General features: G+C 68.6%; 18 protein-coding genes. 13 read left to right on the top strand and 5 right to left on the bottom strand.

All coding sequences use genetic code 11. The features are described 5' to 3' along the window. The first annotated feature begins 136 nt into the window (after positions 1–136). On the top strand, positions 137–1,420 hold the full coding sequence (locus ABEA93_RS40740; protein WP_345681057.1) for a hypothetical protein: 1,284 nt from the start codon (positions 137–139) through the stop codon (positions 1,418–1,420). A 271-nt stretch (positions 1,421–1,691) separates the two neighbouring features. On the opposite strand, the gene ABEA93_RS40735 is transcribed toward ABEA93_RS40740, so the two are convergent. Next, positions 1,692–2,915: a hypothetical protein gene (locus ABEA93_RS40735; protein ID WP_345681056.1), complete on the bottom strand. Its 1,224-nt coding sequence runs from the start codon at positions 2,913–2,915 to the stop codon at positions 1,692–1,694. An 817-nt stretch (positions 2,916–3,732) separates the two neighbouring features. Here ABEA93_RS40735 and ABEA93_RS40730 point away from each other — a divergent pair. Beyond that, positions 3,733–5,652, top strand: coding sequence for an ATP-dependent nuclease (locus tag ABEA93_RS40730; RefSeq protein WP_345681055.1), 1,920 nt, complete (start codon positions 3,733–3,735; stop codon positions 5,650–5,652). Beyond that, the gene (locus ABEA93_RS40725; RefSeq protein ID WP_345681054.1) at positions 5,652–7,757 is read left to right on the top strand and encodes a UvrD-helicase domain-containing protein; all 2,106 of its coding nucleotides are present in this window, start codon (positions 5,652–5,654) and stop codon (positions 7,755–7,757) included. Before ABEA93_RS40730 ends, ABEA93_RS40725 begins: the two co-directional genes overlap by 1 nt. 927 nt (positions 7,758–8,684) lie before the next feature. On the opposite strand, the gene ABEA93_RS40720 is transcribed toward ABEA93_RS40725, so the two are convergent. After that, positions 8,685–10,625, bottom strand: coding sequence for a flavin-containing monooxygenase (locus tag ABEA93_RS40720; protein WP_345681053.1), 1,941 nt, complete (start codon positions 10,623–10,625; stop codon positions 8,685–8,687). 190 nt (positions 10,626–10,815) lie between these two features. On the opposite strand from ABEA93_RS40720, the gene ABEA93_RS40715 reads away from it, so the two are divergent. Together ABEA93_RS40715 and ABEA93_RS40710 are read left to right on the top strand one after the other, a co-directional pair. Beyond that, complete coding sequence (locus ABEA93_RS40715) at positions 10,816–11,775, top strand: alpha/beta hydrolase (protein WP_345681052.1); 960 nt, start codon at positions 10,816–10,818, stop codon at positions 11,773–11,775. 6 nt (positions 11,776–11,781) lie between these two features. Beyond that, positions 11,782–12,456 (top strand): TetR/AcrR family transcriptional regulator, encoded by a 675-nt coding sequence (locus ABEA93_RS40710; RefSeq protein ID WP_345681051.1) that lies wholly within the window; start codon positions 11,782–11,784, stop codon positions 12,454–12,456. A gap of 56 nt (positions 12,457–12,512) precedes the next feature. Here ABEA93_RS40710 and ABEA93_RS40705 read toward each other — a convergent pair whose 3' ends face one another. After that, entirely contained in the window at positions 12,513–14,168 is a 1,656-nt protein-coding gene (locus ABEA93_RS40705; protein WP_345681050.1) for an MFS transporter, read from the bottom strand. 452 nt (positions 14,169–14,620) lie between these two features. On the opposite strand from ABEA93_RS40705, the gene ABEA93_RS40700 reads away from it, so the two are divergent. The 4 genes from ABEA93_RS40700 (at position 14,621) to ABEA93_RS40685 (ending at position 17,495) form a co-directional block, all read left to right on the top strand. Then, a complete protein-coding gene (locus ABEA93_RS40700; RefSeq protein WP_345681049.1) occupies positions 14,621–14,839 on the top strand; it encodes a hypothetical protein in 219 nt (72 codons plus the stop codon). A 305-nt stretch (positions 14,840–15,144) separates the two neighbouring features. Further along, the gene (locus tag ABEA93_RS40695; protein WP_345681048.1) at positions 15,145–15,927 is read left to right on the top strand and encodes an SDR family NAD(P)-dependent oxidoreductase; all 783 of its coding nucleotides are present in this window, start codon (positions 15,145–15,147) and stop codon (positions 15,925–15,927) included. 93 nt (positions 15,928–16,020) lie between these two features. After that, the gene (locus tag ABEA93_RS40690; protein WP_345681047.1) at positions 16,021–16,647 is read left to right on the top strand and encodes a TetR/AcrR family transcriptional regulator; all 627 of its coding nucleotides are present in this window, start codon (positions 16,021–16,023) and stop codon (positions 16,645–16,647) included. A gap of 95 nt (positions 16,648–16,742) precedes the next feature. Then, positions 16,743–17,495: a TetR/AcrR family transcriptional regulator gene (locus ABEA93_RS40685; protein WP_345681046.1), complete on the top strand. Its 753-nt coding sequence runs from the start codon at positions 16,743–16,745 to the stop codon at positions 17,493–17,495. A gap of 33 nt (positions 17,496–17,528) precedes the next feature. Here the strand turns inward: ABEA93_RS40685 and ABEA93_RS40680 are convergent, their stop codons facing one another. Together ABEA93_RS40680 and ABEA93_RS40675 are read right to left on the bottom strand one after the other, a co-directional pair. Next, a complete protein-coding gene (locus ABEA93_RS40680; protein WP_345681045.1) occupies positions 17,529–18,716 on the bottom strand; it encodes an amidohydrolase family protein in 1,188 nt (395 codons plus the stop codon). A 15-nt stretch (positions 18,717–18,731) separates the two neighbouring features. Further along, complete coding sequence (locus tag ABEA93_RS40675) at positions 18,732–20,327, bottom strand: fatty acyl-CoA synthetase (RefSeq protein WP_345681044.1); 1,596 nt, start codon at positions 20,325–20,327, stop codon at positions 18,732–18,734. Between the two features lie 208 nt (positions 20,328–20,535). Here ABEA93_RS40675 and ABEA93_RS40670 point away from each other — a divergent pair, with 208 nt between their 5' ends. The 4 genes from ABEA93_RS40670 to ABEA93_RS40655 all read left to right on the top strand — a co-directional run bounded on the left by ABEA93_RS40670 (position 20,536) and on the right by ABEA93_RS40655 (position 23,995). Then, a complete protein-coding gene (locus tag ABEA93_RS40670) occupies positions 20,536–21,717 on the top strand; it encodes a CaiB/BaiF CoA transferase family protein (RefSeq protein WP_345681043.1) in 1,182 nt (393 codons plus the stop codon). Between the two features lie 52 nt (positions 21,718–21,769). Then, entirely contained in the window at positions 21,770–22,531 is a 762-nt protein-coding gene (locus tag ABEA93_RS40665; protein WP_345681042.1) for an SDR family NAD(P)-dependent oxidoreductase, read from the top strand. A gap of 112 nt (positions 22,532–22,643) precedes the next feature. After that, positions 22,644–23,402, top strand: coding sequence for a FadR/GntR family transcriptional regulator (locus ABEA93_RS40660; protein ID WP_345681041.1), 759 nt, complete (start codon positions 22,644–22,646; stop codon positions 23,400–23,402). A gap of 140 nt (positions 23,403–23,542) precedes the next feature. Further along, positions 23,543–23,995 carry a nuclear transport factor 2 family protein gene (locus ABEA93_RS40655; protein ID WP_345681040.1) on the top strand — a complete coding sequence of 151 codons (453 nt, stop codon included), beginning with the start codon at positions 23,543–23,545 and terminating at the stop codon, positions 23,993–23,995. Positions 23,996–24,247: the final 252 nt, after the last annotated feature.

Below are 24,247 nucleotides of genomic sequence, written 5' to 3'. Positions count from 1 at the left end.
ACCGACGGCACAAACACCCCCGCGCAAGAGACGACACCGACGCGTCATCCCTCCCGCACAACAACCCACTTCATACCTGACCAGCGAAAACGCACACCGAACTCTCGGAAAGGCAACGGCTTCTAAGCATGGGCAGGTGCATGCGGCGCGGGCGATTGTCGGGTTTGCGAACCGGATGCCAGACGCCGCGGCGGGGTTTGTCGGGGGACATGCCTTCTTCTTGCTGGGTGTGGACCATGGGCGTGTGCCGGGAACGGCGTGGGTGGATCCGGTGGTGCTTGAGGTCGGGATCTTTGCCTACACGGGGGTGCGCGGTCCGCGCTGGTCGGTCGACTACGTAACTGTGGAGGGCGACGAGGATCTCCCAGCTCAGGTCCTGGTGATCGACGTGGCGCCTCCGCAGTGGGGAGATCCGATCCACTGCTTCCGCAAGGCATTCCAGGACCAGGACCGCAAGAACAGTGTGCGCGACGGGGACATCTTTGTACGCTCGGGATCGCAGACGATCCGGCCCGATTCTGACGGGGTCGGTTTGCTGTCCGAGCGGCTTACTCGGGGCGGCGGCCGCTTGTTCCAGGTGTCGGTGAACGTCGCGTCCGGTGTGCCGATTCCGGCTGTGGACGCCTCCGAGGCGGCGGTCGATGGGTGGCTCGCGGTCGAGGGAAGTGACCTACTGAGTGCGGTGGATGAAGCGTCAGGGCGGCCCGGGTCGGCTGCCGAGTTGGCGCGCAAGGCTGTCCGGAGGGGAGGGCTGACGGTCCGAGACCTTGCAGCATTCGGCCGGACCGTCCCGGACCCGCGATCACCGCAGGAGTTCCGGGAGGAGGTTGCCGCGTACCTGGAGGAGACGCGCCTCGCAGTCCCGCGTGCGCTACACGCTTGCGCCGCGGTGAGGGTTGCGCCATTGGTGCTGCGCGTGACCAACCCCCTGCCGACGAACCTGCGTGGGGTGGAGGTGCTGCTTCATGTTCCCGGAGATGTCGAGGCCGTCCTGCCTGAAGAGACGCTGGACGAGGACGACGAAGCAGTCTTGCCGAATCCGCCCATTCCTTATGGGCCGCGGCCGGCCCCGGATCCGCTGGCAGGGTTCAGCGTGTTCCACGCGCAGCATTGGCTGACTGCGGCGCAGGCGCGATTGATGGTGCCGGGCCGGATGCCGATGATCCGGCCGGAAATCCGCAACGGGGGCGGAGCGGACATTGCCTTCGTCGGAGTAGACCTGCGGCCGCACGAGACCGTCGAACTGGACGGGGTCGTGCTCATCGTTCGCGCACCTGCGCCACCGGCCATCGAAGCAACGTGGCGCGCCACCGCGACCAACCACGACGGGATCGTGGAGGGAACCGTCACCCTCCAGGTGGAAACCGCGACTCGGGTTTCGCTTGCTGAGCTGCTCCAGCGCGATGATGCCGACAGGTAAACATCGAACCCAGTGGCGGTATCGCACGAACTGCTGCGCCGGAGGAAGCGCCCAAACACCGAGCTAGAGGCCTCCAACAGGATCGTGTCAGGTGCTGCGACCTGAACCAGAGTCGGCTATTTGGCGTGAAGCGGCCTGAACCCGGCCACTTTAGTGAGGATGCCTACCGCTTCCGGAGTGTGCGTACGCGTCTGCGGGCAGTTGGCTTCGACGGAGTCGGCAGAGCCAGGTTGGCCTTCCAGATGGCTCATCCGTCCAGAGTGGCGCGGGCTCAGCCGCCTTGTGGCGTGAGGAGGTGGACGGGCTGCCATGTTGCCAGGCGCCAGTCGCCGGCCCAGGGCTCGGGTTTGGGATACGCGTCCGTGTCTTCACGGATCCATCTGAGTGCGGCAGTTGCGTCGTCGCTGTCGGCCATGCCCAGCCGCACGGAGGCGGTGCACGCGGCTGGCATGTCGTGGCTGATAGCGAGGATGGCGAAGTCGGCCAGAGGGAAGTTCTCGTATGCCCGCCGGATTTCGCTGCGGACAGCTTTGCCATGTTTGGCGTGCAGGGAGTGGGTGAGTAGATCGCTCATGGATCCGTAGTTCCTTCGGGTCCAGAAGTGCAGCAGCTTTGCTGTGCGTTCACGGACGGGGTGCCCGGTGAAGTCGTCGGAGTCGGGGAGAAGGGTCCGTGGTGTCCATGCCTGGTTCACGCGGTCGATCTTGGTCTGTTCGGCCAAGTCGCGGATGATGCCTGTGAACTGCTTGGCCACTCCGGACCAGGTCGTCTTCTCAGCAGGCTTGTGCTGGAGCTGCGCTTCTCGGGATCGTGCCCAGTCTGCGACTGCGAAGAGCCGGTTCCATGCCTTGGTGGCCACGGTGATGTTGTCGTAGTTGAGGATGCTGCCGTGCACGATGCCGTTGCGGTAGAGCTCGTGGACCGGGTCCTCGCGCGTGGCGCTGCGGCTTTTGGTGAACGTCCTGTGGGCGTGCTTGAGGCCGAGGTGATGGCCCACGACGCTGTCCCAGGCATCCAGGTCTTCCGGGGCGCGGGCGTGGAGCCCCCGGCGCACGGTCTCGAATTCGTTGACGAAGCCGTCCATCACGCTCAGCAGGACGTGCACGCAGGAGTAGTACCGGCCGGTGAAGTAGTCCTCTCTGGCCTTCTCGATCAGGGGCAGTCGTCGGCGCATCGCGGGCAGCTTCCTGAGCGGCAGGATCAAGAAGAACAGTCGCTCGCTGTTGTTGTACTGCTCGATGAGCATGGCCTCAGCCTGGTCGGCGTCATCCTTCGCCGATTCCAGGATGCGCTGCACGGCGCCCACGGACAGGGAGTCGTGGAAGATCCAGTTCTTCGAGCTGAGGAGGGCGTAGAAGGCGTCCACCGTACCAGCGAGCTCCCGGATCTGACGCTCGAGCGCGTTGGCTTCCGCCCTGGCGAACAGGCGTAGGAAGGTCAATTGCCGTTCCATCTCCAGGAACGTCGGGAGATCACGCGCCGATTCGTAAGCCATGGCGACAGGGTAGGGAGTGGCGCCCCCTACGCGCTCCTGGTATTGCCGGTGCCTGTCGGTGTGGGCGAGGCATCGATCGGTTCGGATGTGCCGCACCGGCATATCCGAGTCGGGTGATTGCCCAGGAGCGTGTCAGTCCCGATCGCTGGGCGGCGGTGATGTTCCCAGCGCACGGACCGGATTGCGCTGTTGTCGCTCAGTGCGTGGATCATCACGCTGACCACATGCTGTGGCTCGTCCGCCGCGCACTCCCGGGCTAACACTCCTCACCATCCACACTAGAGGCGGAGCCAACTACTCGACACGCCTTGGGTGGCGTTGAGTCAACCGTTGGCGCGCCAGCGGCAGTTGGCGAGATCGGTGTCGGCTATGCTCGTGGCTTTCATGAGGGCGACCCCTCGTTCAGTGCGGCGATCTCCGAGTCGACGTCCCACCAGGCGTGCCCCTGCCCCCCGAACTGCGTCCTCAAGCCCAGACTTCGCCGGTGCCATCCGAGGCAGCGGTGCTGTGCCCTCCCCGATCCCCCCAGGCAAGGACGGTTCGGGCGAGCAGTGCGTTTACGGCACGTCGCCCCGATGCTCCCGCAGTCTTGGTCTTCGTCATGGCCAGGCGGCGTTGGCCGTCCGTGTTGCGCCGGCCGGCATGGCGTCTCCTGCCCGTCCGGGTGTCGCTGGACTTCTCCGTGGCGGGGCCAAGCCAAACTTGCCGACAGGACAGGGGAATCCGCGGATGTAGTGCACAGGTGGCGGGCTTGTGTGGCCTACGATGCTCGTGAGAGCTGCATGACGGTTGGCGACCCGATGGGCAGCGTGAGGTTATGCGGCGCCGCCGCCTGTCGCAGCGAGGGTGTGTGTATCTCTCCCACGTTCGGGCCGAGAACTTCCGTATGTTCGGTCCCGCCGGCACCGAGCAAATACCCGGCAGCGCACTGGACTTCGAACTCACGCCAGGGTTGAACGTTCTGGTCGGGGCGAATGACAGCGGGAAAACCGCGGTCGTCGACGCGATCCGACTGTGCCTGCACACGGTGTCCGCAGACTATCAGCGGGTCACTCGTGACGACTTCCACTGCGCTGGGGCCGCGCGCGCGGACCAGTTCACCCTCCGCTGCCAGTTCCGAGGTCTGTCCGACGACGAGCAGGCCGCGTTCCTTGAGCTCCTCGACCACAAAGACCGCGAACCGGTGCTGTACGTCACCCTGCGCGCCCGGATGGAGAACCCTCTGGCCGGGGGCGGCCGCGTATCGGTGTCGACCCGCGCGGGCCGCCACGGGACCGGCCCGGTCATCGACGGAGCGGTCCGCGAGCGGTTGCGCGCGACCTACCTGAAGCCGCTGCGCGATGCGGAGGCGGAACTTCGGCCGGGCCGGGGTTCGCGACTTGCCCAAATCCTCGCCGCCCACCCAGACATCCGCGAGCAGGAGCTCGACGACTTCGACCCCGAGACCGGCCAGGCGTCGACACTGACCGGGATCCTGCACCGCGCCGACCACCAACTCGCCGCCAACCTCGCGGTGACCCGGGCGCGCGAGGAGATCAACACGAACTACCTGAGTCGGTTCGCTATCGGCGACGCCCCGCTGTCGGGGGAGATCGGTGTGGCCGGGGACGCGTCGTTGCAGCGTGCTTTGGAACGGTTGGAGCTGCGCTTCGCCCCGGACGGCCAAGCCGGGCAGTGGACCCGTCGGGGACTGGGCTATCACAATGCGCTGTTCATGGCCGCCGAGCTGCTGTTGTTGGGCACGAGCGACAGTTCCTCGGTCTTGCTGATCGAGGAGCCTGAGGCGCACCTGCACCCCCAGCTCCAGGCTCGGGTGATGGAACTGCTGGTCGAGAAGGCAACCGGCCCCGACCCGCAAGTCCAGGTCGTGCTCACCACACACAGCCCGAACATCGCCGCGGCGCTGCCGGTGGAGAACCTGACGCTGATGTGCGAGGCGCGGGCTTTCGGCCTCAGCAGGAACCGCACCAAGCTGGACGACTCCGACTACGCATTTCTGCGCCGGTTCCTCGACGTTACCAAGGCCAACCTGTTCTTCGCCCGCGGCGTTGTCCTGGTCGAGGGCCCGTCGGAAGCCCTGCTGCTGCCAGCCCTGGCGGAAGCTCTCGGTTACTCGTTCACCCGAGCCGGCGTGAGCATCGTCGATGTGGGTCACATCGGCCACTTCCGTTACGCCAGGATTTTCCAGCGCGCCGCGAAAGAGGAACCGCCGATCCCGATCAAGGTCGTCTGTCTGCGCGACCGCGACCTCGCGCCCGAGGGCACAGACAAAGATATGCGCGGCAAGCTGCCTCTGGTGACCGACCTCAAACCCCACGAAGTCCGGGACCACTGCGAGGCATTGCGCGCGCACGATGGGGGCCCGGTCACCACCTACGTGTCCGACGCGTGGACACTCGAGTACGATCTGGCCGCCACGTCCTGGACGATGGCCCGGCTCGTCCACACCGCAGTGCTCGCCGCGCGAGCGTCCCAGACAGGCTGGCCCGACAAGGACACGATCGCGAAGTTGTCCCAGCAGGCAGCCGACGACATCGACGCCTGGCGCGACGCCGGCACACCCCTCGCCAGGGCCGCGCTGGAGATCTACCGGCCACTCCGCACCAAGAAATCGAAACTCCGCAAGCCTGACGCGGCGCAGCACTTGGCCGACTTGGTGGCGTCCGAGAAGCTGTTGCCCGAGGACCTGCCGCGCTACCTGATCGACGCGATTACTCATCTGTGCGCGGTGCGTTGATGGGTGGGTCGCGCGACGGCACGCTCGCGAAGGACCAAATCGCGGAGTTCGCGGGGCGCATGGGGTTGCAGCTCACCCACCCGGAACAGTGGGCGTTCCTCCAGGCTGCGACTTCCCTGGACCTTCAAGCCGCGCCCGGCGCAGGCAAGACGACGATGATCAGCCTGAAACTCCAGCTTCTCGTTGATGCGTGGCGGCCAGGCGTCGGCGGGATCTGCGTGCTCTCGCACACCAACACCGCCAAGGGCGAGATCCTCGACCGGCTCACCGCACTCCCACGCGGCCAGGCGCTGCTTGGTCCTCCGCACTTCGTCGGCACGATCCAGACGTTCGCCCATACCTTCTTCGCGCTTCCCTGTCTGCGCGAACACCGCGTAGACGTCCGCGCCGTGGACGACGTCATGTACGCCGACGCCGCCGAACGGGCGCTGCGGTACAACCCGGCGTACCGCACCCTCCGCGACTACTTGGACCGCCAGTCCAACGGTGCCGACCTCGTCTGCCAAGCCCGCTACGTCTTTCGCGACGGCAAACTTGTGGTCGACCTGTCCGGACTGCCGTGCAAGGAAACCACCGCCAGTGCCAGACAGTTCATCGGCCTGAAGAAGACGCTCGCGCGCGGCGGCGTGCTGCGCTACGCGGACATGCTCGCAATCGCCCGTTTCCATGTGCACACTCACCCGGGCCTCGCCCAGGCGGCTCGCGCCCGCTTCCCATTCGTGTTGATCGACGAGTCCCAGGACACCGGAAGCGAACAGGACGCCTTTCTCGCGCAGGTCTTCAGCAACGGATCCGGAGTGGTCCAGCGCGTCGGCGACGTGAATCAGCGGATCTACGCCGACGCCCGAGCCGCCGCAACTCCCGCCGCCGAGCCGGCCACAGCGGTCCCGGTCTTCGAGCTGTCTGTCAGCCGCCGCTTCGGCCCCAGAATCGCGGACGTTGCCTCCCGCCTCACCGTCCACCGGCGCCAGCGCATCGAAGGCGCCGGGCCCGAGGGACACCTCGCGCTCATCGTGTTCGACGACGCCACGATCCGCGACGTCGTTTCCACGTTCGAGGCGCTCGCCGCCGCAGTGGTCCCACCGGACGCACTCGCCCGGTATCCCGTCCGGGTCCTCGGCGCCCGCCACGGCGCGAGCACTGCGAGGGCATTCCCTCAGACCCTGGCCTGCTACACCGGCGGCCCGGCGCTGCCGACCCGCACCCGCGCGGACGGCTTGGTGATCACGGCGGCTCGGTCGGCGCAGGGGCTCGCGGAGCGGACCGGGTCCCGGCAGGAGGCGGCAGAGGCGCTGTGGGGAGCGGTCCGCGCCCTGCCGCGCCGGTGGGGAATGCCGGGACCGGACGACGCGCCCGCCACGCTGCCGACCCTCGCCCGCCTCGATCGCGCCACCGGATCGTCTGGCCACCAACTGCGGCGCGTCCTGGCCGCGATGCTGACTGCCGACCTCGCTGACAAGCAGGTGTGGGCGGGCCTCGCGCAGCAGCTGAAGGAGACGATCGCGAACCTGCTCGACGTCCAGGTCCCCGGGTATGCCTCTCGCGATCCCCTCGCGTTCCTCCCTACCGACACCGGCGCACCTCAGGATGCGGGCACCTCTGGCCCGCCAGCCGAGCCCGGCAACGCGGGTGGTGTGCGGGCGGTGGCCGGCACCATCCACGGCGCGAAGGGAGAGACGCACAGCGCGACGCTCGTCGTGGAATGCCTCAATTCCGGCGGCACCCGTCACGATATGCCCGCGGCGCTCGCCGCGATCTGCGGCGATATTTCGCCCGAGCACGCGACGGCGGGCGACCGCAGCGCGCTGGGCCTGATCTTTGTCGGTGCCACTCGGCCGACCCACCTGCTGGCCTTCGCCGTCCACGCCGACCGGGCTGCCCCTTACGTGGACCGGCTTGCCGAAGACGGCTGGCGGATCCTCCGCCTCGCCCCGGTGCCCGACGCACCGACCGCCCAGCGCCCTGCTCAGCCAGCCGCTCCCCGGTCGCGACCCGGCGCCGCACGGCACCCGGCGCGCCCGGCAGGCGCGGTGACCTCCGCCTATCAGGCCAGCCTCTTCCCCATCAACGAGCCCCCGGTTCCCCCGAGCCGTCGGCGACCATAGGCCATGGCCCAATCGGTAAAGCGCACGGTGCGCGCCGGACCGGTCCTGCACCTGTCCGGCGTAGGTGAAAAGGGCGGCGGCGTTCTCGCACAGGGGCCTGGGCGAGGGGTCGGCGTCGAGTTCCCCTTCGGCCGACGCAGCCACGAGCACGTCGGCAGCCGTCCCGGCCAGCACGTGGTGTTGGTCGATGGGCTGCCGAGACCTGAATGGTCGGCGCTTCGGGCGACCGGGAGGACGGCCCACCCGGTGCCGATGATGCGGGACACTCCGGCGACCGCTCCCCAACTCGCGCCATAGGTGCCGGAACTGCGTGGGTTGCGCGACGGATGGCTCTTCCCGTCCGGCGCCTGCACAGGCTGGTTCCGGTTCCGGTATCCCTCGCCCGACGGCGGATGCAGCGCCCCGCCGTCCGCAGCATCTAGGGCATCGATCGTGCGCCGACCGGCCGAAGAGATGCGCACGTTCATCGACAACACAGCAGCGGCACTGGGCGAGCTGCCCGACGCGATAGCGTCGTCAGGGCAGCAGCTGAGCTTGGAGCTTCGCTTGATGTCGACTGTGGACAAGCGGGTTATCTCTGACTTCAACAAGCAATTCCGCCGAGGGTGGGGCTCCCGTCGGTCCAATTAGCTGCGGTGGTGCGCCCACCAGACGCTGTGGCTTTCGCCCACCTCCACGGCTTCGGGCATGAGCCCCGTGCCACGTGGCCGTGGCTCAGGGCTCGGGAACTGCCGCACCTCGTAGGTACTGTTCCAGACCACTGCTGGTCGAGCCCGGCCTCCGGTGAGCGATCTCCTCGAGAGAATCGAACAAACGTGGCGATGCATCGCGAAAATCGACCCTCCGTCGTGGTGTCGGCGGAGCACCACGACGGAGGGGGCTGGGGTAGCTGTCGGTTCGCGAGACGCGAACGACGCTCGGGTCGGATCAGCCGATGATGTACTCGGCGGGGTCCGGCGTGCGGAGCATCCGCCAGTAGTCGACGAGGCGCCACGGGCAGGAGACGACGACGCGGCCGCTGCTGTTGCGGTAGTAGCTGCGCACGCTGGGGTGGCTCCAGACGCGGCCTTCGAGGGCCTTGTCGACCTGCTCGTTGTAGGCGTCGTGGACGTCTTGGCGCGGTTCGAGGGCATGCGCGCCCTGTTCGCGGAGCAGGTCGAGGCAGGCGATGACGTAGTGGATCTGGCTCTCGGCGAGGATGTTCACGCCGGCGCCGTGGTTGGGGGCGCTGTTCGGTCCGGCGAGGACGAACAGGTTCGGGAAGCCGGGCACGGTGGTGCCGAGGTGTGCGCGGGGGTCGTCGTGGCCCCAGACGTCGGCGAGTGCGGTGCCGTCGCGGCCGGTGATCGCAATCTGGCTCATCATGGGCAGGACCTGGTAGCCGGTGGCGAGGATCAGGACGTCCGCCGGTGTCTCGAGGCCGTCTTTGGTGACCACGGCTCCGGGGGTGACGTGGGTGATCCGGTCGGTGATCAGGTCGACGTGGTCCCGCTTGAGCATGCGGTACCAGTTGCTGTCGCGCAGGATGCGCTTGCCGAACGGCGGGTAGTCGGGGATGGCCTTCGTCAGCAGGTCCGGGCGGTCGGCGAGTTCTTCGCGGGCGTACGCGAGCAGCCACTGCCGCATGGCTTCGCTCTCCTTGGACACGGATACGTCGGGCATGTGCCAGTCCGGGTCCACGACCACGCGCACGAAGTTGCCGTCCGAGGCGAACCAGTAGGTGAAGAACCGGAACCACTCGCCGTAGTAGGGCACATGTCGCATCGCCCACCGGGCTCCGGCGGGCACGGTCAGGTCGTCCTTGCGGCGCGGCATCACCCACGACGGGGTGCGCTGGAAGACCGTGAGGGCTGCCACGTCGTCGACGATGGCGGGACCGACCTGCATCGCGCTCGCGCCGGTGCCGACGATGGCGACACGCTTTCCGGCGAGGTCGATCGACGGGTCCCAGTCCGCGGTGTGCACGACTGTGCCCGTGAAGTCGTCGAGCCCGGGGATGTCCGGCCGGACGGCGCCCTGGAACACGCCGATGGCGCTGACGACGGCGTTGGCCCACTCCACGCTTTCGACACCGTCAGGGCCGCGCGACGTCACAGCCCACCGCTTCGACGCGTCGTCATAGCTGCACGACACGACCTCGGTCTCGAAGACGACGTGGTCGCGTACGCCATAGCCGTCGGCACAGCTGCGCAGGTAGTCGAGGACGTACTCGCCCTTGGAGTAGAACTCGGGCCAGTCCGGGTTCACTTCGAACGAGTACGAGTAGAAGTGGCTCGGGGTGTCCACGCCGACGCCGGGGTAGACGTTGGTGAGCCAGGTGCCGCCGACGTCCTTGTTGCGGTCGTAGATCTTGTAGCTGTAGCCGGCCTCGCCGAGTTTGATGCCGGCGCAGATGCCCGACAGGCCGGCGCCGATCACGGCGACGTGGAATCCGTCGGCTCCGGGACGGGGTTCGGGCGCCGCCGCGGTGCCTTCGAGCTTCGCGAATCCGCACTGGTCGAGCAGGAGCGGCACGAACTCCTCGTCGACCGGTTCGTTGACGTAGACCGACGCCGTGCGGCGGAAGAATGCCTCGGACAACGGGCTTGCGTCGCGGGGCACACCCGAGGTGAGCACATCGGCGAGCAGGTCGCGTATCTCGGCGGCTTCCCGCTCGGCGCCCGATTCCGCGTTGGCCGGGTCGCACACCGCCGCGAACCGCTCCAGGTGCGAGTCGTCGCGGGTGAGGTGGGTGAGCACCATGAGCAGCGTGCGCGGATCGGCCTCGTCCAGGTGAGCACGCACGGTCGCGCGCTCGAAACCCGCGCCGGCCAACGGAAGGTCTTCGGCGGAAGGTCGGTGGTAGACGGACACACGGAAGTCGTTCACAGGGGTCTCCGTAGCCATGTAATAGACACAGTGTCTAGTGAGTGCCATCATGCAGAATCAGTAGACGGAGTGTCCATACCTGATCGCGACGTATCTGAGCGCGCCGCCGAGCGTAGGCGGTGCGATCCTGCTGAGTAGACGCAGTGTCTACTGAGTGAGCATGAAGGGTCGACGAGTGTTCGGAGGAGCGATGGCAGAACAGCAAGCGGCGGGCGCGTTCGACTTGGTTCCGGAGCTGGCCGCGATCATGGCGGCGATCCCGCCGCTGCCCGCGGTGACGGCGGAATCCGTGGCCGCGATCCGCGAGCGGACGGTCGCCGGGGCCGCATTGCAGCCGCGGCCCGATGTCCACGCGGTCGTCGACCAAACGGTCCCCGGGCCGGACGGCCCGGTTCCGGTACGGCTCTACTACCCGGCCGCAGGCGAGGGGCTTCCTGCCTTGGTGTTCGCTCATGGCGGCGGTTGGTCCCTGTGCAGCATCGAAACCCATGACGGCTTCTGCCGGGAGATCGCGAACCGCAGCGGCTGCGTCGTCGTATCGGTGGAGTACCGCCTTGCCCCCGAGCACGTCTTTCCTGCGGCGATCGAAGACTTCTACGCCGCGGCCGCGTGGGTGGTGGAGAACGCCGACGAGGTCGGTGTCGACGCCGACCGGGTGGCCCTCGGCGGCGACAGCGCCGGAGCCAACCTGGCCGCGGTGGCGGGCTTCGTGGCACGCGACCGCGGCGGACCGCGGTTCGCGTTCCAGCTGCTGGCCTACCCGGGACTGGACGCCGTCTCGACGCGCCCTGCCACGGTGGCCAACGCGGACGCGCCGATGGTGAACCGCACCGCATCGCAGTCGATGTGGCGGACCTATGCCGGGGGCGCGGACCTGCGTCATCCGTACCTGTCGCCGCTGTACGCGGAGGACTTTGCGGGCCTGCCGCCCGCGTTGATCGTCGCCCCGCAGTACGACCTCAACGTCGACGACGCCTACGCCTACGCGGAACGCGTGCGCGAAGCGGGGGGCACAGTGGAGGTGCTGGAAGTCAAGGGGACCTCGCACGGCTTCCTGTCGTATTACTCCAAGGTGCCTGCCGCCTCCGAGGCCCTCGACCACGCCTGCCGTGCCCTGCGCACGGCTGTTGACCACGCCTCGTCGAACTGACGGACGGTGCCGACAGGCCGCCGGGGCCCGAGCAAGGATGAGGGCCGTGTTCCCTCGTCCGCTGGCTTCTCCGGCGCCCGCGCCCCGGGGCCGGGCACCGATTGGCGTACCGGGCCCAAGGTGTTCACGAGACGCCGACTTGTCGCAGCTGCGGTGGACATGTTCGAGAAGCAGGGCTACGAGGCCACCACGGTGGAGGACATCGTCGGCCTCGCCGGCACCGCGCGGGCGACGTTCTACCTGCACTTCTCCGGGAAGGCGGAGATCGTCGCCGAGTTGGCCGACGGCATCTGGCGCGATACCGGACGGATGTTCGCGCAATTCGGCGATCTTCCCGACTGGTCGCATGCGACGATCCGCGGTTGGCTGACCCGGTACGTCGACGCCGGCGACGCGAACAAGAAGGCCCTCAGGCTCTTCGCCGATCAACTGCCGCAGGCTCTCCGGGGCCAACACGCGGACCACATGAAGGCGTTCGTTCGCCTGCTGACACGCCCGCCGGAGCGTTGGGCGCACTTCACCTCGGCGGAGGCTGAGCGCCGTGCGTATCTGTTGATCAATCAGCTTGAAAACTTCATGTCGTCGTGGCAGTCCGGACGTTGGGCGAGGGAACGTTCGGCGATGCTCGACACCCTGACTGCCGTTTGGCGCAACACGCTGGAAGCCGACCGCGCCGTCTGATCGGCCCCGCGTCGACAATCTGGACAGGTTGCGGACGCGGGGCCGATGGGCGGAGTTCACGCGAGTTCGGTCTCCGGAACCCGTGTCTGCTCCGGCTGTTCGTCGGGAGCCTGACCCCCCGTGGCCGGCGTCCGTCCCGTCCGCAGCGCGATGGCGACGACGGTGCCGACCGCGCCCGCGGCGGCCATGGCCCAGAGCGCGTTCGTCCATCCCGTGTCGGTGTAGACCTGGGGGATCTCGGTGGTGACGGTCCCCTGGCCGGTGGGACTCGGCGACGTCATGGCCAGCGTGTGCCCGGAGACGATCGCGGTCACGGCCGCCGTGCCGACGGCGGCTCCGAACGACTGCGCCACCGCGAGCATGCCTGCTCCGATGCTGGATTCCTGCGCCGGGACGGCTTCGACGATCAGGTTGTTGCCGGCCGAGTAGTAGAAGCCGAACCCGATGCCGTAGACGGAGTAGAGGATGAGGACGGTGACCCAGGACGTGTGCCAGAGGGCGATGGCCGCCGAGCCCGCGGTCATGATGGCCATGCCGGCGATGAGGGGAGCCCGCAGTCCGGACTTGCGGCCCCATGCCCCGGCCGTCGGGCCCGCGGCCATGGCCGCCGTCGAGTAGCCGATGGTCAAGTGCACCGCGAACGCCAGCAGGCTGAAGCCGAACGCGTAGCCCAAGTCGCCCTGGAACGTGATGGCTTGCTGCATGACCTCGACGGGCTGGTGCGCGGCCGCGGCCGCCCCCTGAAGGATCTGCTGCTTGATGGCCTCGGCGTCGGTCTGGGCCATGTAGGGGACGATGTAGCCCATCCCGCCGATCACCATGTTGGACAGGAAGCCCACGACCAGCACCAGCGAGACTTTCGGCGAGCGCAGCAGGCGCGGGTTCATCATCGGTGTGGGGGTCTTGGTCTCCCACAGCCAGAAGAGCGCCAAGACGACGAGGCCCGCTACGAGGTAGGCCCACGCGGTGGGTTCGCTCCACCCCCAGGTCTGACCGTTGCTGAGGTAGACCAGGCACAGGGCGACGCCGCCGCCGACGAGCACCGCCCCCGGCCAGTCCAGGCCCTGGCGCACGCGCAGCGGGCTTTCCGGAACGACCAGGAACACGAGCGCGGTGATGACGACGCCGTAGATCACCAGGAACCAGAACAGGGCCCGCCACGAGTAGTGGTCGGTGAGTGCGCCGCCGACGAACGGGGCGACGATGCCGGAGAAGCCGAAGCCGGCGGCGAGCGCGCCGACGGCGAGGGGGATGTAGCGGCGGGGCAGCAGGTCGCGGATCAGGCCGACGGCTATTGCGGTCATCGCGAACGCGGTTGCCTGGAGGGCGCGTCCGAGCAGGAACAGCGCCCAGGTGTCGGTGACGGCGCACAGCACGGAGCCGGCCAGGAAGCTGACGCTGCACGCCAGCATGACCCTGCGCTTGCCGTGCAGGTCCGCGAGCTTGCTCACGACAGGTGTAGTGGCACCGCCGACGAGGGCGATGATGATGACCATCCAGCTGATGTTGTCACCGACGGACGGCCAGCTGGGAGCGATCTTCTGAACCGCGGGCAGGACGATCGCGTACTGGAGCGGGACCACCTCGGCGAACAGGATGATGGTCGCGGCGACGGCGACGAGCCGGCCTCGGGAAGCGCCGTCGAGGCGCCCGGAGTCGCTTTCTGCCGATGTGCCGGCGGGTGGTTCCGCTGCTGGTGCATTGCTGGCCATGGGTCCTCTTCTCGGCGTCGGACGAGGGCCGGCCAATGGGGGAGGCGGTCGTCCGGATGTGGGGGAAACGAGTCATCCCGGGCCAGGGCCGGGACGGCCAGACGTGCGGTCGACCCAAGGCCGACGGGTAGCCCCTGGCGGGGAGACCGCGCGAAGTTAACATAGGGGCTACACAAAATGAAGGCGGACGGCGCCACGCCGTGGGCCGAACCCGAGGCCCGTGCCGGGAGGCAGGCGAAATCCCCGCATCTCATGGCGGTTGCCTACGCGGCGAGTATGTGTAATCTCTACGTTAAATACTCCTGCCTTGCGGCTGAGAGCCGCTCCCGCGGCTCGCGCACCCTCGTACGGGGAGTCCACATGGCCGAGGCCGAATTCCACGACGAGTTTCCCGGCGCATCACCCGCGCGGAACTCGTCTACCGCCCCGGCGAGCGTTCGCTCGCCGCCCGCGTGCTGGGGCTCCTGGGTTGCGAGGTCGTCGACCGAGGCGGCTACTGGTTCACGGCACGTGTCGACCCGGCGGAGGCCGGCTTCACGGACAACGTGCTGTATACGTCGGAGATCACCGAGGAGCAATGGGCGTTCGAGAAGGCACTCGGTGCGCTTCTCGGCAGCGACGCGTCGTTGGGATCCGTATCCGAGACGTGGCACGCCGACGTGTGCGCCTGACCGCAGTACTCCTGCCACTTCGGCATGCGCCTGCCGTCGCGCGGCTCTGGAGCAGGCTGCAGCTGCGGTCGAGGCGGCGGGGAAGGACGATCCCGAGCTCGCCGGCCGGATCTCCGTCTCCGGCATCTATCGCCCTGAAGACCCCCACGCTGTCACGGACACGATGATGCAGGTGTTCGTCCACACCGACGTCCTGGCCTGCGGGCTGGTCACGCTCGGCCAGCACATCGAACTGCAATGGCACGTACCGCAGTAGCCGTCACGACTGGCCGGCATACTTCCGTTCCCACCCTCAGGAGTTTCACGTGTACGACCTCGACGGGCGCGTCGTCCTCATCACCGGCGCGGCACAGGGCCAAGGCGCAGCCGAAGCGCGACTCTTCGCCGCCTGCGGCGCCAAGGTCATGCTGTCGGACGTGCAGGAGGACGCGGTCGCGGCCGTGGCCGACGAGATAGGCAAGAACGCCGCGTATATCCGGCACGACGTCAGCGACGAGACCAGCTGGGCGACAGCAGTCGACGCCACGGTCGCCCGGTTCGGAGGGCTGGATGTCCTTGTCAACAACGCGGCGGCCATGCGGATTGTCGCTATCGAGGACGAGACGGCCGCAGCCTTTCAGCGCATCCTGGGCATCAACCTGGTCGGCACGTTTCTCGGCATTCGCGCTGTCACACCGGTGATGCGCGCGGCCGGCGGGGGAGCCATCGTCAACGTCGCCTCGGCGAGCGGGGTTCAGGGGCAGGCGTGGGCCTCCGCCTACTCGGCCTCAAAGTGGGGTGTGCGGGGTCTCACCCGCACGGCGGCCATCGAGCTTGGTCCCGACGGGATCCGCGTCAACGCCCTCGTCCCGGGACCCATCCAAACGGCGATGCTGCCCGGTGACCGCAGCGGCGCCGCGCAGGACACGCGGTTCCGCGCCCTCCCGCTCGGCCGCGCGGGCGGCGTCGACGAGGTCGCGCACATGGCGGCCTTCCTCGCATCGCCGGGCGCCTCGTACATCACCGGTGGCGACTACTACGTCGACGGAGGAATGACCGCGGGTCCGGTCGCTTCCCCCCGTCCCGCAACACCGATGCTCTTCCACTGACGCGCGGGCAAGGACCGGATCGGCAAAGCCTGAGGGGGGACCGATACGGCCGGGTGCGTCATGGCCCGGAACCCGGGCCACTAGGCTGTGGGCATGCCTGCCGCCCCCCATCGACGGTCGGGATCCGGGGCTCCGGCTCCGGATCTCCGCGCCCAGCACAAGCAGCTCACGCGCGCCCGCTTGGTGTCCGCGGCCATCGATGTGTTCGAGGAGAAGGGCTACGAGGCCGCCACCGTGGACGACGTGGCCGCCCGCGCGGGTGCCGCACGTGCCACGTTCTACCTGCACTTCTCCGGGAAGGCGGACATCGTCGCCGAGTTGGCGGACCGGATCTGGGCGGACACTGGCCGTAAGTTCGCCGCGTTCGGCGAGCTGCCGGACTGGTCGGCCGCGAGCGTCCGCGGTTGGCTGGCCGACTACGTCGAGACCGGCGACGAGCACCAGAAGGCGCTCAAGCTGTTCGCGGAGCAGCTCCCGCAGACCCTCCGCCGCCAGCATGCGGAGCGCCAGCAGGTATTCATCCGGTCGCTGACCCGGCCCGCCGAGCGGTGGGCGCACTTCACCCGCCCGGAAGCCAAGCGGCGGGCATTCTTGCTGATCAACCAGCTGGAGACCTTCATGCCGTCGTGGCAGGCAGGCCGCTGGGACCGTGAGCGTTCGGCGATGCTCGACACCCTGACCGGAGTCTGGCGCAGCACTCTGGAAGCCGATCGAAGCTGACGGAGCGTTCGGTGCCGCGTCGGGGGTGGATCTCCGGCGCATATTCTGGGCGTGCACGTAATGCCTGATCAGGCGTGGTGAAGGGGACGGGAACGATGACGCAGCAACCCGACGACAGCCCGAAGCGCGGCCGTGGTCGACCGCGGCGTCTGTCACGCGACCTGATCGTCGAGGCCGCCGTCGGCCTAGTGCGTGCGGACAGCCAGGCGTCGCTGACCATCAAGTCCGTGGCGGACGCCGTCGGCGCTGCGCCGATGGCGCTCTACCGCTACTTCCCGGACCGCGACGATTTGCTGCACGCGGTGGCGGACCGTTTCACGAAGGACCTCGAGGTCTCCATCACCAGCCTTGCGGACGTGACGTGGCAGGACCAGCTGCGCGAGTGGATGGTCCGGAGCATGGAGAGCCTGCGTCCGTACCCGCAGCTGCTGCCGTACATCGTGTCCACCCGGCAGCCGGCCTGGCTGCCCTCGTTCGTCATCCTGACCAAGGTGCTGGAGCCGTTGCGGCTGAGCGAGGAAGACCAGGCGCTGGCCATCACCCTGGTGGGCACCACCATCGTCGGCCAAGCGTCGATGGCGGCCGTGCGCAGGCCGTCGAAGGAAACCGTGACGGTACTCCGGGCCGCGTTGGACACGTCGGAGGAGCATGACGCCGCCGAGCGCGCCAAGATCGGCAGCATCATCGACGAGCTGCCGACGGCCTACGACCGGCTCTACGACACGGTCATCGACAGCACCATTGCGGCGATCGAGGCGCTCGGCGGCCGCGCGGCCCCCCGGCTGTCGGGGAATGTCCGGAGGGGCTCGCCGATGTCCCCGATATTCAGCAACCCGGAGCCTTGGTAGGCGCCTGCCCGCGCCCACCAAGTCCATCCGAGGTCAACTGCCCAAGGTGACCGGGTCTCCCATGCGGGCGTACACGTCGGCCATGCTGCCGCCGACGAACGAGTTCCACGTCGCCTCGTCGATTCCGGAAAGCTCGTCGCGCCAGAAGTCCACCGGCGTGATATTGCCTTCGAAGTGCGGCATGTCCGACGAGAACACCGCGACCTCCGGCAGCTTCTCGAACAGCCGCATCGGCGTCTGTGCCGCCTGCGGGAGCGGGCTGATGCGGACGTTCCGTCGGATGTACTCACTCGGTTTGAGCGGCAGCCGGTACGGGCCGAGTAGCGCTGCGGACGCGGGGGTGGCCCGGCCGTCCATGTTGCTCACCGCGAACTCCAGCCAGTCGATGCCGGTTTCGCAGAGCAACACGGTCAGGTTGGGGTGCCGTTCGAAGACCCCGCCGAAGACCAGGGCGTTGAGGTAGACCTGGGCGGCCTGGAACGACTGACTGGTGCTCATCCGGGTGACGAGCCACGGGTCCTCGGTGTTCGCGTAGGCGGGGTGGTAGCGCGGCGGCATGAGTCCGACGTGTAGTACCGCCACCATGCCCAGGTCTGTCGCGGCGGCCCAGACCTTGTCGAAGTCGGGGTGGAATGGCGGGATGCCGTTGCTGAACTCCGTGGTGACGTGGAAGGCCCGGCTGCCGAGTCCGCGCATGCGGGTCAACTCGCCGACGGCCCAGTCCAGGTCGTCGAAATGGGTGACGGTCACCGGGAGGAGGCGATCACGGTGTGCGGCGAGTGAACCGGTCATGTGGGTATTCAGGGCGGTGGCCGTTTCCCGCGCGAGTTGCGGATCGCGGAGGCACGACATGAGCGTGTAGCCGGATCCGGTGATGACGTTTTGCACGTCGATCCCCTGGGTGTCGAGGGTTTTCACCCGCGCCGCGGGGTCCAGTGTCGCGTGCTGGGAGTGGCCGTTCATCAAGGCCGCGCCTTGGCCTTCGGGGTACATCGCCTGCAAGGTGGGAGTGACGAACTGTTCCAGGGGTATGCGCCGACGCGCGGGCATGTGCGGCCGGATGCCGTCCGAGGTGAAGTAGGCGAAGTGCTTGGCTGTCGCGAGAGCGAATTCCGGTTCGTCCTGGGGGAGCAGCGCCGGGAGTCGGTCGCGCAGGGCCGGGAATTCGTCGAGCCAGTCGGGGCCGGGTTCGAAGTGCGAGTCGACGTCGTAGACGAGCATAGGGCGTCCTTCCGATTAGTCGTCGGCGGCCAAGTGCGCGTAGGTGCCGCGTAGTTCGCGTTTGAGGATTTTGCCGCTGGGGTTCTTCGGGAGTGCGTCGGTGACGACGACGTACTTCGGGACCTTGAACCCGGCGAGGTGGGCGCGGCAGTGCGCGGTGATCTCGTCGGGCTCCGCCTTCTCACCCGCCTTGAGCACCACGACCGCGGTGACGGCTTCGATCCAGTAGGGGTGGGTGATCCCGAAGACGGCGGCTTCGGCGACGGCGGGGTGGGTGTGGATGACTTCTTCGACTTCGCGGCCGGCGACGTTTTCGCCGCCGGTTTTGACCATGTCCTTCTTGCGGTCGACGACGGTGAGGTAGCCGTCGGTGTCGAGGGTGCCGAGGTCGCCGCTGTGGAACCACTGGTTGCGGAAGGCTTCGGCGGTGCGGTCGGGGTCGTTCCAGTAGCCGAGCATGGTGTGGGGTCCGCGGTGGACGATTTCGCCGACGGTGCCGGGCGGGACGGGTCGGTCGTCGTCGTCGACGACGCGGGTTTCGACGTTGAGTCCGGCGCGGCCTGCGGAGCCGGCTTTGCGTTCCTGGTCTTCGGGGCCGAGGATCGTGGCGACGGGGGACATCTCGGTTTGGCCGTAGAAGTTGTGGAGGGCCAGGTCCGGGAGGCGGCGGCGGAGTTCGGCGAGGACTTCGACGGGCATGGCGGCGGCGCCGTAGTAGCCCTTGCGGAGGGTGGACAGGTCGCGGGTGTCGAAGTCGGGGTGGCGCAGGAGCGCGATCCAGACGGTCGGCGGGCAGAAGAGCTTGGTGACGCCTTCTGTCTCGACCGTGGCGAGGATGGTGGCGGCGTCGGGCGCTCCGAGGATGATCGAGGTGGCGCCGAGGTAGATGTCGGGTGTGAGGAAGCAGTGCAGTTGGGCGCAGTGGTAGAGCGGGAGGGCGTGGATCTCGATGTCGGCGGCGGCCATGCCGCCGTCGACGATCGCGGTGGTGTACTGGGCGAGGAGGTTCCGGCTGGTCATGACGGCGCCTTTGGGGCGGGATTCGGTGCCGGAGGTGTACATGATCTGGACGGGGTCGTCGTCGTCCAGGTCCACGTCCGGGCAGGGCGCGTCTGAGGTGCCGAGGTGCGTGAACGGCTCCCACCCTGCGACCGGGTCGCCGATGACGGCGTGGACTTTCAGTGCCGCCGGGTCGAGGCCGGCTTCGGCGAGTGCGGCGTCCGCGGTGGCGGTGAGGTCGGCGCCTGCGATGACGCCGGTGGCGCCGGCGTGGGTGAGGACGTAGGCGACTTCGGGGGCGGTGAGCATGAAGTTGACCGGGACGGACACGGCGCCGAGGCGGGCGAGCGCGAAGTAGGCGACGGCGAAGCCGTGGGAGTTCCGGGCGAGCAGGACGACCCGGTCGCCCTTCGCGACGCCGCGGGCGGCGAGGGCGGCGGCGGTGCGGGAGACCAGCGCGTCCAGGTCCGCATAGGACTGGCGCAGGTCGCCGTACACGATCGCGGTCTTGTCCGGAGTACGCACCGCGGACCGGGCGAGCAGGTCGGCAAGCCCGTGCCGCCGGGCCCGGCGGACGGCGTCGACGGTCTCGCGCCGAGGGGATGGAATCACAGAGGGGGCTCCTGACACGACGAGGCGGTGCGCGGGTGACGGAGATGGGAATCTTCCCGCGGGGGCAGGCGCGCGGCAGTTTATGCGTATCTCGTATACGAAAAAAGGGGTGCGGGGATCTGGCCCCCACAATCCTGGCCATGATAGCTATGAATAGACGCGTGGCTCGATGTCGACGACCCGCGGGTGCCTCGGAGGAGGAGTGCGTATGACGTGGCCTCAGGACATCGATGCCCAAGACCCTTGGCTGCCCCTGGCCGGAGTCCGGGTGCTCGATCTGTCCCGGATCCTGGCGGGCCCGCTGGCCGCGACGGTGCTGGCCGACCTCGGCGCCGACGTGATCAAGGTCGAGTCGCCGCAAGGGGACGAGACCCGGAGGTGGGGGCCGCCGTTCCACGGTGACGACGCCGCGTACTACTTCGCGGTCAATCGGAACCGCCGCGGCATGGTCTTGGACCTGCGCCGGGACGAGGATCGCGACGTGGTCCGGGCGCTTGCCGCGGAAGCCGACCTGGTGATCGAGAACTTCCTTCCTCCGCAGATGGTTTCGCTGGGCCTGGACGCCGTGCGCGACACCAGCCCGCAGACCGTGTGGGTCTCGATACGCGGCGCATCGGAGGCGGGCCCGCTGGGGGACCAGCCCGGATACGATGCGATGGCACAGGCGCGGTCCGGAATCATGTCGGTGACGGGCCATGCCCTGACCGGTCCCACGAAGGTGGGGCTGCCGATCGTCGATGTGGTGACGGGCCTGTACGCCGCCATCGGCGCGCTCGGCGCGCTGCTCGGCCACCGCCGGGAGCCCGACGGGAAGGCCGCGCGGGTCGAAGTTCCGCTCTTCGAGTGCGGAGTCTCGTCGTTGATCAACCAGGCGGCCAATCACCTCGTGGGCGGCGTCGTTCCCGGCCTGCTCGGCAACCTGCACCCCAACGTCGCACCCTACGGTCCGATCCCCACTGCCGACGGCGAACTCGTCCTGGGCGCCACCAGCGACCGGCAGTTCCATGCGCTCTGCGCGGCGATCGGGCGACCGGCGCTGGCCGACGACCCCCGTTTCGTCGACAACCCGGCCCGGCTCGCGCATCGCGAGGAACTCGACGGCCTCCTCGCCGCGGTGCTGCTCGGTGCCTCCACGCGTTCGTGGGAGCGCGCGTTTGCCGAAGCGGGGATCGCCTGCGCGCCGGTGAACCGAATCGACGAGGTCTTCCGCGACAAGCACCTAGGCGCCGTGGGCCTGGTCCACGAAGTCGGCCATCCGGCGGGCGACATCCGCCTGGTGGCCTCGCCGCTGCGAATCGACGGCGTTCGCCCGCCGATCCGCCGGGCCCCGCCGCTGCACGGCGAGCACACCGCCGCCATCCTCGACGCGCTCGCCTCCGCCGAGGACTGACGGAAGCAAAACCCCGCAAGCCTCAGACCCCCGACGATGCACGGAGTACAACGTGTTCGACCTGCACGGCAAGACCGCCCTCATCACCGGAGCCGGCCAAGGAGTCGGCGCCGGAGTCGCCCGCGTGCTGGCCGCCCAAGGCGCCGGTGTCGCCGTGAACGACATCGACAAGGACCGGGCGGAGGAAACGGCTCAGGCGATTCGCGAAGCCGGAGGCACCGCCTACGCGCTGCCGTTCGACGTGACGGACCTCGACGCGGTGCTCGACGCCGTGCGCGGATTCGAGCGCAAGGCGGCTCCCGTCGACGTCCTGGTCAACAACGCGGGCAATGCCGGGGCGGGGGCCTTCCGGCCCACTCCGTTCCGCCAGTCCGACCCGGCTGACTGGCGGCGTTTCACCGAGGTCAACCTGTTCGGCGTGATGAACTGCGCGAAGGCGGTGCTGGACGGCATGGCGGCCCGCGGCCACGGGCGCATCGTCACGATCGCCTCCGGTTCCGGCGTGATCGGGCAGGCGATCGGCGTCTCGCTGTACGCGGCGGCCAAGGGCGGCGCCATCGCCTTCATGCGGCACCTGGCCATCGAGAACGCCGCCGACGGGATCACCGCCAACACGATCGCCCTCGGGCTCATCGACCCGGCGGCGAGCGGCCGCGAGGCGAACCACACCCGTGAGATGGCCGCCCGGCTGCCCGTCGGCCGCATCGGAGTGCCGGACGACCCGGCCGCCCTGTGCGCCTACCTGGCCTCGGACGAAGCGTCGTGGATCACGGGCCAGACGCTGCATCTCAACGGAGGTTCATACACCTCGTAAGTGTCGGCGGCACGCCGCCTCGGGAGGCCGCGGGGCGGCGCGCCGAGTTCCGGCTACCCTATCCCTGTACAGGAAATCTTCCGATCGAGCAGGGACACCGGTAACCGCTGCGATGGCCGAGACCGCCAACGAGTACGCCGAACCGAAGTCTTGGCGTGCGCCGAAGTCGTCGCAGCGGCTCGCGCATGTGCTGGCGCAGCCGATCCTGTCGGGTGAGGTGGCGCCGGGCGAGCGCCTGCCCAACGAGCAGGAAATGATGGCGCGGTACGGCGCCGGGCGTCCGACCGTGCGCGAGGCGTTGCGTCTGCTGGAGACCCGCGGGCTGATCGTCCTCAAGACCGGGCCCGGAGGAGGGCCGATCGTGCGCCGTCCGCCGAAGGCGAGTCTCAGCGAGGCGCTGAGTCTGGTGCTGCAGATCGAGGGCGCGTCGTTCCGTGACGTCACGGACGCCCGCACCGCGCTGGAGCCGATGATCGCGCGCCGCGCGGCGGAGCGGGTGAGCGACCGTCAGTTGGACGAACTCGACGCCAGCATCGCCGCGTTGCGTGCCAACCCGGGCGACCACGAGGTCTTCGTCGCGCAGAACCAGCGCTTCCACACGCTGATCGCGGAGGCCGCGCAGAGCGTCGTGCTGGACGTCTTCGTCAACACCCTGCACGCGATCGCGGACGGCGTCCGGGTCGGCGTGCAGTACTCGGCGCGCAAGCAGGCCGCGATCGCCGACGCCCACGAGGCGATCGTCGACGCGCTGCGTGCCCGCGATCCCGACCGGGCCGAAGCGGCCATGCGCGAGCACCTGGCCGAGGCCGAACGCTATTGGCGGCATCGCTACCCGGAGTTGATGAGCCGCCCGGTGCAGTGGACGTACTGATTCTCCAGCGGCCCCTTGTGTTTTTTGTGTAGCACGTATTTTATTTGTGGGTCCTGTCGCCGCGCGGTCCGTTCCGCGCGTGCGTGCCACTGCCGCAAGCAGGCGGATCTGTGCCGCACATCAATCGAACGGAGTTCGTCATGCACGACCGTTTCGCCGTCCACGAGCTGCTGCACCGCTGGTGGTTCGTCTACGACGAGGGAGAGTTCGAGGCCTGGGAGGACATGTTCACCGAGGACGTGTGGTTCACCTCGCGCACCGACACGGGCAACCACCCCCACGAGGCGTTCATCGCCTCCGACAGTCGCGGCAAGGCGGACGTGCTGGCGTGGCAGCGGGAGCACCGGCTCGCCAGCCCTTACCCGCTGCGGCACAACGGCACCAACGTCCACGTCGTCGACGAGTCCGGCGAGGAAGTGCGGCTCGCCTCCTACATCGACGTCACCTCGGTGGTCGACCGGGTGCCCGCGGCCGTGGCCAGCGGCATCGTCCGGGCGGTGGCGCGGCGCGAGGACGGCCGGTACCGGCTTGCCGAGGTCCACGTCGTGCTGGACACGATGCCGGCGGTGCCGTTCGCCGAGGTGAAGCGGTAGGCCGCCGCCGTATCGGCATGGCCGCGCCGGACGGGCGGAGGGGACCGGGACTGCCGGTTTCCTCCGCCCGCTGTCGTCATGCGCCCGCGGCGCGGCGGCGTCCGATCGCCTCCGCGCCGCGTCGGCTAGGGCCTGTTCTGAGTTCGGATCACGATCGGGTCATTCCGGCCTCGGCGGCCGGGGGAATGCGGTAGACCGGACGGCATGACCCGGGGTGATCTGTCGGATGGCGAGTGGGAGTTGGTCGAGCCG

It is taken from the genome of Yinghuangia aomiensis (assembly GCF_039542225.1).
GTDB lineage: Bacteria > Actinomycetota > Actinomycetes > Streptomycetales > Streptomycetaceae > Yinghuangia > Yinghuangia aomiensis.
Note: the sequence above shows the minus strand (reverse complement) of the source record. Positions and strands in the feature narration are given on the sequence as shown.

What these genes read in the sequence shown, in the direction of transcription:
- ABEA93_RS40730 (WP_345681055.1), top strand. Translation starts at nt 3,733, where the DNA reads ATGCGGCGCCGCCGCCTGTCGCAGCGAGGGTGTGTGTATCTCTCCCAC.
- ABEA93_RS40690 (WP_345681047.1), top strand. Translation starts at nt 16,021, where the DNA reads ATGCCTGCCGCCCCCCATCGACGGTCGGGATCCGGGGCTCCGGCTCCG.
- ABEA93_RS40670 (WP_345681043.1), top strand. Translation starts at nt 20,536, where the DNA reads ATGACGTGGCCTCAGGACATCGATGCCCAAGACCCTTGGCTGCCCCTG.
- ABEA93_RS40725 (WP_345681054.1), top strand. Translation starts at nt 5,652, where the DNA reads ATGGGTGGGTCGCGCGACGGCACGCTCGCGAAGGACCAAATCGCGGAG.
- ABEA93_RS40685 (WP_345681046.1), top strand. Translation starts at nt 16,743, where the DNA reads ATGACGCAGCAACCCGACGACAGCCCGAAGCGCGGCCGTGGTCGACCG.
- ABEA93_RS40715 (WP_345681052.1), top strand. Translation starts at nt 10,816, where the DNA reads ATGGCAGAACAGCAAGCGGCGGGCGCGTTCGACTTGGTTCCGGAGCTG.
- ABEA93_RS40735 (WP_345681056.1), bottom strand. Translation starts at nt 2,915, where the DNA reads ATGGCTTACGAATCGGCGCGTGATCTCCCGACGTTCCTGGAGATGGAA.
- ABEA93_RS40705 (WP_345681050.1), bottom strand. Translation starts at nt 14,168, where the DNA reads ATGGCCAGCAATGCACCAGCAGCGGAACCACCCGCCGGCACATCGGCA.
- ABEA93_RS40655 (WP_345681040.1), top strand. Translation starts at nt 23,543, where the DNA reads ATGCACGACCGTTTCGCCGTCCACGAGCTGCTGCACCGCTGGTGGTTC.
- ABEA93_RS40680 (WP_345681045.1), bottom strand. Translation starts at nt 18,716, where the DNA reads ATGCTCGTCTACGACGTCGACTCGCACTTCGAACCCGGCCCCGACTGG.
- ABEA93_RS40660 (WP_345681041.1), top strand. Translation starts at nt 22,644, where the DNA reads ATGGCCGAGACCGCCAACGAGTACGCCGAACCGAAGTCTTGGCGTGCG.